Genomic DNA, 13,009 nt, shown 5'->3' with positions numbered 1-13,009 from the left:
ATTTTTGTTTATTCATTTGTTTTAAATCGCTTGGTTTATCCAAAGAAGCCAGAATATGTATTTTAATGGTTACTTTTGTATATTCTTATGAAGGAACAAAAAAACTACTTTATTCTGGTTTTGATTCTAGGGGCACTCAGTACCATTAGTCCATTTTCTGTGGACATGTATTTACCAGCCTTCCCTGCCATAGCTGATAGTCTCTCCACAAGTATTTCAAATGTACAGTTGTCTTTGACAAGCTACTTGATCGGGATTGCTATCGGACAATTGTTTTATGGACCGCTCCTTGACAAATTTGGCAGAAAAAAGCCTCTTTATATAGGTCTCTGGATTTATGTGGCTACCTCTATAGGCTGTTCTTTTACCTCCTCTGTAGAATCGCTAATCTTTATGCGTTTTATGCAAGCCGTTGGAGGTTGTGTGGGCATGGTAGCAGCCCAGGCATTGGTAAGGGACATTTTCCCAGTAAATAAAATTGCACAAGCGTTTGCCATGCTAACATTGGTTATCGCTGTCTCCCCGATGATAGCGCCTACTTTAGGGGGCTATATCACTGCTCACTTCCATTGGCATTGGCTCTTTATAATCTTGTCTATTCTTTGTACGCTCATAATATTAGCTTGCAAATGGCAACTTCCAGATGGAGCAGATCCTGATCCAAGTGTATCACTAAAACCCAAAGCTGTTACCTACAAATACATAGCCGTATTAAAAGACAAACAGTACCTGACCTACATTTTAGTTGGTGGGATTGCCGGTGCAGCACCATTTGCCTATATAGCAGGTTCTTCAGATGTATTTATTAATATCTATGGATTATCTGTCACCGAATATGGCTGGCTGTTCGCCTTTTTGTCAATAGCCATGATAGGTGCTACCCAGTTAAATCATATACTATTAAATCACTTTAGTAACCGAACCATTGTAATTACTGCGCTGTGTTACCAGCTGGTCATTGGTCTTATAATGGTCATTGGGGTTTGGGCAAATATCTTCAATGTCTATTTCCTTATAGGCATGATGTTTATCTTTTTAACGGGCCATGGATTAAGTGTACCTAATTCTGCAGCAATATCCCTTGCGCCCTTTACCAAGGATGCAGGCAGTGCAGCTGCAATGATGGGATTTATGCGCATGGCCATTGGAGGGATTGTTTCTGCTTTAGTAAGTGTATTTCACAATGGAACGGCTATACCTATGGTCCTATTAATGGCTTCCTGTATTTTAGTTGCAGGACTTGTATTGCTTAGATACTATTATTCGACAGGCGAGCTGCTTAACAGGTACCATAATTCGAAACCTAGTTAAGGGGCAAATTACTATATAATAGGTGATACTGGAATAATTTTTTAACTTTGCACTTTATTATTAAAACAGTAAGGAAAAAGAATGATTTCAGTAGATAATTTATCCCTTAAATTCGGCAAGAGAACCCTGTTCGAAGAAGTTAATTTAAAATTTACTCCCGGAAACTGTTTTGGCGTTATCGGCGCCAATGGCGCCGGTAAGTCAACTTTTTTGAAGATTCTTACCGGTGAGATGGATAGTACTACGGGCAGTGTAAACATTACACCTGGCCAACGAATGGCTGTATTGTCTCAAGATCACTTTGCCTTTCAGGATGAAGAGGTTTTACGTACTGTCATTATTGGTCATCAAAAGCTTTTTGATATCATGACTGAGAAGGACGCTATCTATATGAAGGAGGACTTTAGCGAGGCTGATGGTTTAAGGGCAGCCGAATTGGAAGCTGATTTTGCGGAGATGGATGGCTGGAATGCTGAAAGTGATGCTGCGGCTTTATTGTCTGGACTAGGAGTAGTGGAAAGTCTTCATGGCAAATTAATGAAAGACCTTTCAGGAGATCAAAAGGTAAGGGTGCTACTTGCTCAGGCTTTGTTTGGCAACCCTGATATCTTGGTTCTTGATGAACCTACCAATGACTTGGATGCAGAAACGATTGGATGGCTAGAGGATTTTTTGATCAACTTCAAAAATCTAGTTATTGTTGTATCTCACGATAGACACTTTCTGGATGAAGTAGCTACGCATATTGTGGACATAGATTTCGGTAAGATAAATATCTACTCTGGAAACTATACCTTCTGGTATGAATCCTCTCAAATTGCCGCCAAGCAGAAAACAGATCAAAACAAAAAAGTTGAAGACAAGCGAAAAGAACTTCAAGCATTTATAGAGCGATTTTCTGCCAACGTAGCCAAATCAAAGCAAGCTACGGCAAGGAAAAAGATGCTAGAGAAATTGAATGTAGATGAAATCAAGCCTTCTACCAGAAAATACCCAGGCATTATTTTCAAACCAGAAAGAGAAGCTGGCGACCAAATACTTCTCACTGAAGAACTTGAGTTGAAAAATGATGGCACCACCTATTTTACTGATGTCAATTTAATGGTCGATAAAGGGGACAAAATAGCCTTTCTTTCAAAAACCAAACAAGCGGTAACGAAGTTTTTTCAAACCTTAATGGATGAAAATCCAGTTCAATCTGGAAGCTATAAATGGGGAGTAACCATCAACAAGGCGTATATGCCAAATGATAACTCTCCTTTCTTTGATTCTGACTTGAAGTTAATCGACTGGTTGAGTCAATATTCCGACAATCAAGAGGAAGCCTACGTAAGAACCTTTCTGGGAAGGATGTTATTTACGGGTGAGGAATCTTTTAAGAAAGCATCAGTACTTTCGGGTGGTGAGAAAGTAAGGTGTATGCTTTCCCGTATGATGCTTCAAAATCCAAACTTATTGGTATTGGATGAACCTACAAATCACCTGGATCTTGAATCCATTCATGCCCTTAACAATGCAATGATAGATTTCAATGGAACTGTTTTATTCTCTTCTTATGATCACGCTTTTGTTCAATCGGTAGCCAACAGAATAATCGAATTCACCCCTTCAGGAACAATCGATAGAAGAATGGATTATGAGTCTTATCTTGAGAGTACAGAGATTAAAGCGCTAAGAGAAAAAATGTATGGCACTTCAAAAGTAAAATAAGAAGAAGTCTTTGAAATAATTATGATAAAAAGCTGTGGAAATTAATTCCACAGCTTTTTATTTTTTAGACGTTTACGCCTGTTGTTCCACCACCATTTAAGGTAAGGTCAACGGGTGAATTCGTTTTCCAAGCTCCGCTTGTAAAGTCAGGTACATCTATAGAGTTGGACCTATTGGCTACTGACCACTCACTCAATGGAGCGATTGCACTCCACAGTGCCCCATCGTATACATCCTGATCATATGGCAGACCATTTCTAAGGCAATCAATCATCCTCCAGTCCATCATGAAGTCCATTCCACCATGACCTCCAATTTTCTTGGCCATCTCTCCTACTTTTTTAACAATCTCTGGCGTATATTTCTCTTCTAAAGCCTTCATTTCTTCCGCTTTTAACCAGCCTTCATGTCCTGTAGAAATACCAGGCGTAGGATACTTGCTGGCCATACCTTTAGTACCACTCAATAGATGAAGTCTAGAATAAGGACGAGGAGAGCTCACATCATGCTGAAGCATAATTGATTTCCCTTTTTTAGTCTTTATGATTGTGGTATTCATATTACCCCTGAAATTTTTAGTAGCATAGGAGTTGTAAAAATCGTCGGTTTTAGCCAACTCCTGAGCGTGGGCTTTCATGAGAAAATCATTGCTGGAAAGAGCAGAAAGATAATCCATCTGGTCTCCTCTGTTGATATCCATTGCCTGGCAAACAGGCCCTAATCCGTGAGTTGGATAAATATTACCATCCCTATAATTCTCCTTTAAACGCCACATGTCCTGATAGCCATCTTTGGCAAAATTCAATCCCAACAAATCATGGATATACGCTCCTTCTCCATGGAATACATCTCCAAAGAAACCATCTCTAGCCATGTTAAGTGTCATCAATTCAAAGAAATCATAACAACAGTTTTCCATCATCATGCAATGCTTCTTTGTGCGTTCGGATGTCTCTACCAACTGCCAGCACTCTTCCAAAGTCACAGCTATAGGCACCTCACAACAGGAATGTTTGCCCGCCTCCATGGCATAAACAGCCATAGGCGTATGCCACTCCCAAGGGGTAGCGATATAGATCAAATCGAGATCATCTCTGTCCATCATTTCCTTCCACGCGTAGGAAGAACCGCTATAAGTATCGGGCGTATGGGAAGTGCCTTCCAATGACTTCACTACTTTATTTACCATTTCAGGAAGCAAATCACAAAGTGCTTTGATCTCTACGCCTTCGATTTTACTGAGCCTATTGACTGCTCCAGGCCCTCTGCTTCCTAAACCTACAATCCCTATTCTTACCACATCCAATTTAGGAGCAGCGTAACCTGACATGTTAAATCTCTGGGTATGACTTCTCTTACTTTGCGCCAATACCTTGTTTTGTTCTTCTAGTGACAACCCTTTAAAACCAGTTCCCACGACTCCTAATCCGGCAAGGCCGGAGAGCTTCAAAAACTCTCTCCTTTTATTACTCATAAGTACATTAATTAGTTAGTTGAATTTTTATTTTATTTTCAATTTAAAATCATCAGATTTTAAAAAACACTTTCTTTTTATATAAGAAATAACACAAATACCACATAATGGCCAACGTTATCATACCATTAAGCAAAGCTAAAAGTACCTCGGGAACCCCAATCGGTTCCAAAAATCCATAATTAAAAATATGAACCACCTTTGTTAACCAGCCATGCCCCAATAGGTTAGCAAACAAATAAATGAATATGGAATTCATACCTACAACGATAAATACAAAAGGCCATTTGTTGAATTTCTTTATATCTATAAACCAGAAAAAGAAGGCCAACACCAAAATGGCCCATCCACCAGATGCCAAAACGAAGGAACTAGTGCAAATTCTTTTAATAATGGGAGTAATCCCAGACCAATCTAGTCCATAACCTACAGCCAAGCCTGACAGACCCGCAATTATTAAATATTTAATCTTATTGCTATTCGTTTCATCGCTTAGCAGAAATTTACCACACATTGCTCCCCAAAGGGTATGTGCTGCTGTAGGAATGCAATTTATGGCTACCCATCCCCCACTGCTAATTTTACCCATCAAAATCATGTCTATAAAGGAGCCAAAGTTTTCCCCTTTGATAAAAGGAGTCGAGGGATCATATAACCGGTACATCAATTCCGTTAATACCAGTAAGCCGATAGAAATGGCAAGTTGATACTTAAATGGTTTCCTGATTAAGAAATAAGTGAATAAAATGGTAAAAGACAATTGCGTGAGGACATTCCATAACTCGAATACCAACTCTCCAGCATGAATGCAGTATAAACCAGTACCAAAGAGAAAAAGAAGAAGACACCTTTTAAGTATATGCCTTGTTACCATCTTTTGATCACCTTGATTCGCCAATCGTTTGTTCAAAGAAAATGGCATGGCCACCCCTACGATAAACATAAAAAAGGGCTGAATGAGATCCCAAAACCTTAACCCATTCCAAGGGTGGTGAGTGAACTGATTAAAAAACAAATATCCTAAAGATCCCTCAGAAAACAATTCCTGGAATACACCATAAATCATTGCTGACTCTCCAACCAGCAAAAACATCGTGATCCCTCTATAGGCATCCAGAGAAATTAATCTTTTACTACTGGCATTCTGAATGGTGGTCATTATTAATTAGTGAAGAAAATCATAGTTCATTTACCTTAAAGGGATAATTCAAATATAGCTTTTCAAGGTTCAGGTTCAAATAGTACATCCTATAAATTATATGACTGGTTACCCTTTAATTCTAAATTTTTTCACCTCATGCCAAATGATCCCATAGATTCCCTGTTGGATCATAGAATAAAATGAAAGTTTTAATTAAGTGAAACCGTCAAATAAACACGTCGAGAGATTTGACCCAATTCCATCCAGAGGGAATTTATATAGGCTCTTTTAGAACAAAATGTGGCTCTTTTTCCCTAGTCTAAAATTTCTTTTACGATTGAATAATAGCCTCTGGCCTGTTGATCCATTCCCAAATCAGTAGGATGTGTTCCATCAACGGTTCCTTCCATGGAAAGGCCTATTTCATCCTTCTCCAGATAATACAGTTCTTCCACACCCTCAGCAATCAATTTTTTAAATGCTGCCTTGGACAATTCATTTCGATTTTGATAGGACTCTTTCCTTTCTTTGTTTACCATTTCATCTGTATAGCCCGCATGTTCGACCATAAGAATTGGTGTATTAGGCCTCTTTGCTTTTAATTCTCTAACAGAATCGATTATCCTTTTGGTTACTTCCTCTTCAGAAAAGGTGTTTCTGACTAAATTAGGTAAGCAATCTAAAACATAAAGACTACTGTTAATCGTAGCCATATAACCAATTAGGGGTCTTTCCAAAAGACCATTTCCAGAAAAACCAAGATTGATCATTGGCTTATTGATCATTCTTTCTAAAATGGCAGTCCAAGCCATACCTGGTCTGGACGCACAGCCCCCTTGAGCAATGGAAGTTCCATAAACAACCACAGGCAGATCATCATTACCAGGAGCGATAAAACTGAAGTCTGATTTTTCATCAACGCCTATTTCAAGAAATGTTACTTCATTGTACAATGGCAAGTAAAGGTCAAAGTTCTTTAAAGTAATATTGTCTGCTTTAAGGGGGAAGTTATATTGTATGGTATCACCAAAGGAATAACTGCCCCTAACCCATACCCAACGATCACCCTCCCTATTGTACAGGTCCAGCCCCGAAACACCTGTTGCAGGCATATGAGGCATTTCTTGACGTCCAGAGACAACGTACCTTACTTTAATCTCTTGCGCATTGGTACTGAACCGTAGCTTAACTCCAGCTGCATGTCTGGATAAATTCCATACTGCTTTTCTAACCTTATTTTCTGCCTCATCTGGAAGTCTGTGATAATCTAAAGCTGGCCATCCTTGACCATGGACAAGATTTTTGCCAGGGATATTCAAAGGATTTTTCCAACTTAAATCAACTTGAGCAGTAACATATGAAAACTGGCAAAACAATACGGTCATTGCCAAAAACAATTTTAGATTCATCTTGATATAATTAGTGAAATTATTTTTTAGGAAAGTTTAAGCAACTAATTTAGAAAAATTAAGAAGATAAAAACCTAAAAAAATCAATAAACTGTGAACCAATTCTTTTCCATCTGTCTGATTATCGGACTGTCCCTAGGAAATTCCTTAGTGGCCCAAACGCAATCCAATAAAAAACCAAATGTTATTGTCATCCTTACGGATGATCAAGGTTACAAAGACCTTGGAAGTTATGGCGCTACAGACCTTAAAACACCAAATATTGACCGATTGGCTACAGAAGGGGTTAAATTCACCCAATTTTATGCGGCAGCACCTGTGTGCTCCCCCTCAAGAGCAGCATTAATGACCGGTAAATACAATTTTAATGCTGGTCTTTTTGGCAATGTCGTTCCTCCCAACTCTGATCCTGAAGGTAAATCCGGATTACCTACTGAAGAGGTAACCATGGCGGAAATGTTCAAATCCAACGGATATAGAACAGGTTTAATTGGCAAATGGCATCTGGGCCATACGCCAGAGAAGCTACCCAATGGTCAAGGCTTTGATTATTTTTTTGGGCACCAAAGAGGATGTATTGATAATTATTCACACTTCTTCTTCTGGCATGGTCCAAACCTACATGACCTTTATAGAAATGAAACAGAAATCTACAGACCTGGAGAATTTTTCGGTGACCTGATGGTTCAAGAGATGAAGCAGTTTACAAGTGAAAAATCAGACCAACCCTTTTTCACTTATTGGGCTATAAATATGCCGCATTACCCCTATCAAGGAGACCCTAAGTGGCTAGATTATTATAGCAACCTCGAAACGCCTAGAAAAGAATATGCCGCATTTGTATCCACAATTGATGAAATGGTTGGAGAAATATACCAACATTTAAAAGCCATAGGTGAACTCGATAACACGATCATTGTCTACCAATCAGATCATGGCTTTAGCGTAGAAGAACGTGCCTTTTTTGGGGGTGGCGATTCAGGAGCTTTAAGTGGCGCAAAGTTTAGTATGTTAGAGGGAGGCATAAGAGTCCCTGCCATCATCAGGTTCCCTTCTGTAATTCCACAAAGTGAAAGCAGACACCATTGGGCAAACAGTATCGATTGGATGCCTACACTTGCCGAATTAGCTGGAATCGATATACCTTCCAGTCAAAAAATAGACGGTAAAAGTTTATTACCGTTGATTTTGGATCCAAGAAAAGCCACTCCACACGAAACCATGTTTTGGGGCACTGGATTCCCCGATGATAAAAAACACGCCTGGGCTGTTAGAAAAGGACCTTGGAAATTACTTGGTAATCCTTATGACCCAACGGGTAAGTTAACTTTTACTGCAGCAGACAAACTCTACCTCACCAATATGGAGATGGACTCGACGGAAGTAAGTAACCTTGCTGATAAATATCCAGAAAGGGTTAAAGAGTTAAACGAAATGTATGAAAGTTGGATAAATGAAATAAAAAATGAAATAAAATAAGTGAAATCATTCAATTTAATTCATGTATTGTTTTTAAAAATTCTCACTTCTGAATAAAGATAATTTAAATCAATCCTCTAATTAATAAAATTAACCTCAAACGATCCTTGGTTATATAAAATTCTAGCTAAACTTTATTTAAAAATTAAAAAGTAAGGAAAACTTTTCTTTACTTTTTAATTTTCTAAAGTATTCAGCTCAAAATTCAGTATTGCAATTCATCATTTTTATTCATTAAATTTCGGAATAATATAATTTAATACATTTTTACAAAACTTTATTCCGATATTTTATTATGTGTGGTATAGTAGCATACATTGGATCCAGAGAAGCATATCCAATAATTTTAAAAGGCCTTCAGCGATTAGAGTACCGAGGTTATGACAGTTCAGGCGTAGCTTTGTTAGACAAAGAGTTGTCTGTTTATAAAAAAATGGGGAAAGTAGCAGAGCTAGAATCCTCTCTGGTGGGCAAAAACCTTCATGCCCATTCAGGAATTGGCCATACTCGATGGGCCACTCATGGAGAACCTTCTGACAGAAATGCCCATCCTCATCGCTCAAAATCAGGTAAATTGGCAATGGTCCACAATGGCATCATTGAGAACTTTTTACCTATAAAGAAAGAGTTACTGCAAAAAGGGTATGTTTTTGAAAGCGAAACCGATACCGAGGTATTGCTTCATTTCATAGATGACATCTACCAAAATGATGCGGAAAACCTTGAGGAAGCAGTCAGAATAGCACTGAAGCGAATTGTGGGTGCTTACGTAATCATTATTTTAGATCAGGACCAACCTGACACTTTAATAGCTGCCCGTAAAGGTAGCCCTTTGGTTATAGGTATTGGCAAAAACGAGCATTTTTTAGCTTCTGATGCTTCACCTATAATAGAATATACCAAAGAAGTGGTCTATATCAATGATTATGAAATGGCTATCGTAAAGCCAGATGAACTGATCTTAAAAAACCCCGGCAATGAAAGAATAACTCCTTTTATTACCAAGCTTGACATGGAGCTGGCAGCCATAGAAAAAGGTGGCTATGAGCATTTTATGTTGAAAGAAATTTTTGAGCAACCTACGGCTGTTTTTGATTGCCTTAGAGGAAGACTTGATGCCAAAAATGGCACCATCACTATGGGAGGCATTGACCAACACCTCGATTTGTTGAAAGAAGCCAAAAGAATCATAATAGTTGGCTGTGGTACTTCCTGGCATGCTGGCCTATTGGCGGAATATGTGCTAGAAGAACTTTGTCGAATACCTGTAGAAGTGGAGTATGCCTCCGAATTTAGGTACAGGAACCCTGTGATAAACCCAGGAGATGTGATCATTGCTGTCTCTCAAAGTGGGGAAACAGCAGATACATTGGTCGCCCTTGAAAATGCCAAAAGCAAGGGAGCCTTTATTTTTGGAGTAGTCAATGTCGTAGGTTCGAGTATTGCCAGGTTATCAGAAGCTGGAGCTTATACCCATGCTGGTCCAGAAATTGGCGTAGCCTCTACCAAAGCGTTTACTGCCCAACTGGCGGTTCTCTACATGATTGCGATTAAACTGGGTTATGCCAAAGGGACTTTATCTAAAGAAAAGTACCAACATTACATAAACGAACTTTCCTTAGTCCCAGAAAAAATTCAGGATGTGCTGAATACAGCAGGCTCAATCGAAAAACTAGCCGCTAAATACCAGCAGGCTAGAGATTTTCTTTTTTTAGGAAGGGGGTATAATTTTCCTATAGCCCTTGAAGGAGCGCTTAAATTGAAAGAGATCAGCTATATCCATGCAGAAGGATACCCAGCTGCCGAAATGAAGCATGGCCCAATCGCCCTAGTAGAGGAAACACTACCTGTGGTATTTGTGGCCACTAAAGACTTGTATCATGAAAAGCTCGTTAGCAATGCAAGAGAAATCAAAGCCAGAAAAGGAATGGTATTGGCTGTAGTTACTGAAAATGATACGGTATTCGAAGAAATAGCGGATGACATCATTTCTGTTCCTGCTGCTGATGAACTTATCGCGCCATTGATAAGCGTAGTCCCACTACAGCTTTTGGCTTATTATACGGGCTTAGCAAAAGGGCTGGATGTAGATAAACCTAGGAATTTAGCGAAATCTGTAACTGTAGAATAGCTCCTTGTTTAAATAAAAATTTTTAGAATGAATAAAATCTCTCGCCACCCACTGTCATCCTTAGGCTATAAATTCATTGATCCTAAATATTTGCCGGAAGGTGCAGATGAATATTACCTTCGAAACAAACAAAACAGGTCAACAACTTTGTTTCGGAACTTAAGTGCTAGTGAACTTGAACAACTTGTAAGAAACCACAATCAAGCAGACAACTGGAACAACGTTTTAGTATCAGATGCTTTCAATCCTGATCTGGTAAAAAATTGCAAATTTTTCGGCTTGATCAGAATTGGAAAACTGGAACCATTTTTCCTGGAATACCATAATTTAAGAATGCCAGTAGGCCTTTACAACAGTACCATTATCAGCTGCGATATTGGGGACAATGTGGTCATCGACAATGTTAACTATCTTTCGCATTACATTCTAGGTGATGAGGTAGTCTTGGTTAATGTCAATGAAATGTCCACAACTAGCCATGCGAAGTTTGGCAACGGTATTGTAAAGGAAGGGGAATCAGAAGATGTAAGGATATGGCTTGAGCTATGTAATGAAAATGGAGGCAGAAAAGTAGCCCCATTTAGTGGCATGCTCCCTGGTGATGCTTGGATGTGGTCCAGATACAGAACAGATAAAGACTTTCAATCCAAACTCCTCACTTTTACTCAAAACGAATTTGATGTTAAGAGAGGCTATTATGGTAAAGTTGGAGACCGCTGTATCATTAAGAATACTTTGATCATCAAAGATGTATGGATAGGATCAGATGCATATATCAAAGGTGCCAATAAACTTAAGAACCTCACAATACATTCAACAGCGGATGCTAGCACCCAAGTAGGTGAAGGCTGTGAATTGGTAAATGGAATTATTAGTGAAGGGTGCACGCTCTTTTATGGGGTCAAAGCAGTGAGGTTTTTAATGGCTGCTCAATCTCAGCTTAAGTACGGTGCCCGACTGATCAATAGCTATTTAGGTTCCAATGCCACCATTTCTTGTTGTGAGGTTTTGAATTCCTTAATTTTCCCTTCCCACGAGCAGCACCATAACAACTCCTTTTTGTGTGCTGCACTCGTGCAAGGTCAAAGCAATATGGCCGCTGGAGCCACAGTGGGCTCCAATCATAACTCCAGAGGAGCAGATGGTGAGATTATTGCTGGAAGAGGTTTTTGGCCTGGCTTATGTGTCAGCCTTAAACACAATTCTCGTTTGGCTACCTTTACCATTGTGGCCAAAGGTGATTATCCTGCTGAGTTGGATATTCCCATTCCTTTTTCCCTACTTAGCAACGATGTGACTCACGATGAGTTGATCGTAATGCCTGCCTATTGGTTTCAATATAACCTGTATGCTTTATCTAGGAACGCCTGGAAATACAAAGCCAGAGACAAGAGAATAGAAAAGTTTCAACGATTGGAATTTGATTTCCTAGCGCCTGACAGTATGGTAGAAGTTTTGAATTCCATTGCTGTTTTAGAAACGCTTTGTGGTAAGGCTTATTATGCAAAACACCTACCTGAACAAGTAGTATCAAATCAATCTATCCGACAAAAAGGTGAAGAATTACTTTCTTCGAAAGATCCCCAAGTTAAAGACTTGGACATTTTTGCCAATGGGTGGGAAAATAGTAAAAGGAAAATTAGATTGATAAAGGTTGTTGAGGCTTATACCCTTTTCAAACAACTGATTCAATATTATCCAGTTTATTGCTTGTCAGAATATTATACTAAGGCAGATTTGAGTAATGAGGACTTCATCATGGATTTGACATCCAATCTTCCTGCTCCAGATGAATGGATTAATGTCGGTGGTCAATTGGTGCCAAAACTTAGCATGGATCAATTGATTGCAGATGTAAAAGAAGGCGAAATCAATAGTTGGAATGAGCTGCACGACCGATACAAAATACTCGGTAATGAATATGCCGAAGCTAAAACCAAACATGCCTTTGCCATTGCCTTTTCAGATCGAGGAATAGCAAGCTCAGATTTTGATAAAGGTCAATTACAAGAAATGCTGGAACAATCAAAATCGTTTCGCCAATCCATGTCTGAAAAAATTTACACCAGTAGGAAAAAGGACTATGACAACTCTTTTAGAAACATGGTATATGCCGACGAGGAAGAAAGAGATCTCGTGTTGGGCGCATTGGAAGACAATGGCTTCATCCAAACAGAAAAAGAAGAGTGTCAAAAATTCATTCAGCAAATAAATGATTACCTGAATAGCTTAGACCTTTAGTGGAAGGTATTTGTCTGGTTTGGAATTAGAAGGGAGTATGGCTAAAGCTATTCTCCTTTTTTTTGATCCCTAAATTATTTCATAAAGCTACCAAACCAATAATATGACATTAT

The 13,009-nt window shown here is 38.9% G+C and carries 8 protein-coding genes; 5 read left to right on the top strand and 3 right to left on the bottom strand.

What is annotated here, in order from left to right:
* The first annotated feature begins 87 nt into the window (after positions 1-87).
* Together AAC073_RS15070 and AAC073_RS15065 are read left to right on the top strand one after the other, a co-directional pair.
* Positions 88-1,311: a multidrug effflux MFS transporter gene (locus AAC073_RS15070; protein ID WP_339924615.1), complete on the top strand. Its 1,224-nt coding sequence runs from the start codon at positions 88-90 to the stop codon at positions 1,309-1,311.
* A gap of 81 nt (positions 1,312-1,392) precedes the next feature.
* Positions 1,393-3,021 (top strand): ATP-binding cassette domain-containing protein, encoded by a 1,629-nt coding sequence (locus AAC073_RS15065; RefSeq protein WP_339924614.1) that lies wholly within the window; start codon positions 1,393-1,395, stop codon positions 3,019-3,021.
* Positions 3,022-3,085: 64 nt separating this feature from the next.
* Here the strand turns inward: AAC073_RS15065 and AAC073_RS15060 are convergent, their stop codons facing one another.
* From AAC073_RS15060 to AAC073_RS15050, 3 genes are all read right to left on the bottom strand, one after another.
* Positions 3,086-4,495 (bottom strand): Gfo/Idh/MocA family oxidoreductase, encoded by a 1,410-nt coding sequence (locus tag AAC073_RS15060; protein WP_339924613.1) that lies wholly within the window; start codon positions 4,493-4,495, stop codon positions 3,086-3,088.
* A 52-nt stretch (positions 4,496-4,547) separates the two neighbouring features.
* The gene (locus tag AAC073_RS15055; RefSeq protein ID WP_339924612.1) at positions 4,548-5,654 is read right to left on the bottom strand and encodes a DUF5009 domain-containing protein; all 1,107 of its coding nucleotides are present in this window, start codon (positions 5,652-5,654) and stop codon (positions 4,548-4,550) included.
* Positions 5,655-5,950: 296 nt separating this feature from the next.
* A complete protein-coding gene (locus AAC073_RS15050; RefSeq protein ID WP_339924611.1) occupies positions 5,951-7,045 on the bottom strand; it encodes an SGNH/GDSL hydrolase family protein in 1,095 nt (364 codons plus the stop codon).
* Positions 7,046-7,138: 93 nt separating this feature from the next.
* Here AAC073_RS15050 and AAC073_RS15045 point away from each other — a divergent pair, with 93 nt between their 5' ends.
* From AAC073_RS15045 to AAC073_RS15035, 3 genes are all read left to right on the top strand, one after another.
* Entirely contained in the window at positions 7,139-8,524 is a 1,386-nt protein-coding gene (locus tag AAC073_RS15045) for a sulfatase-like hydrolase/transferase (protein WP_339924610.1), read from the top strand.
* A gap of 295 nt (positions 8,525-8,819) precedes the next feature.
* Positions 8,820-10,655 (top strand): glutamine--fructose-6-phosphate transaminase (isomerizing), encoded by a 1,836-nt coding sequence (glmS, locus tag AAC073_RS15040; RefSeq protein WP_339924609.1) that lies wholly within the window; start codon positions 8,820-8,822, stop codon positions 10,653-10,655.
* 27 nt (positions 10,656-10,682) lie between these two features.
* On the top strand, positions 10,683-12,896 hold the full coding sequence (locus AAC073_RS15035) for a DUF4954 family protein (RefSeq protein WP_339924608.1): 2,214 nt from the start codon (positions 10,683-10,685) through the stop codon (positions 12,894-12,896).
* The last annotated feature ends 113 nt before the right edge of the window (positions 12,897-13,009 follow it).

Source organism: uncultured Cyclobacterium sp. (genome assembly GCF_963977555.1).
GTDB lineage: Bacteria > Bacteroidota > Bacteroidia > Cytophagales > Cyclobacteriaceae > Cyclobacterium.
Note: the sequence above shows the minus strand (reverse complement) of the source record. Positions and strands in the feature narration are given on the sequence as shown.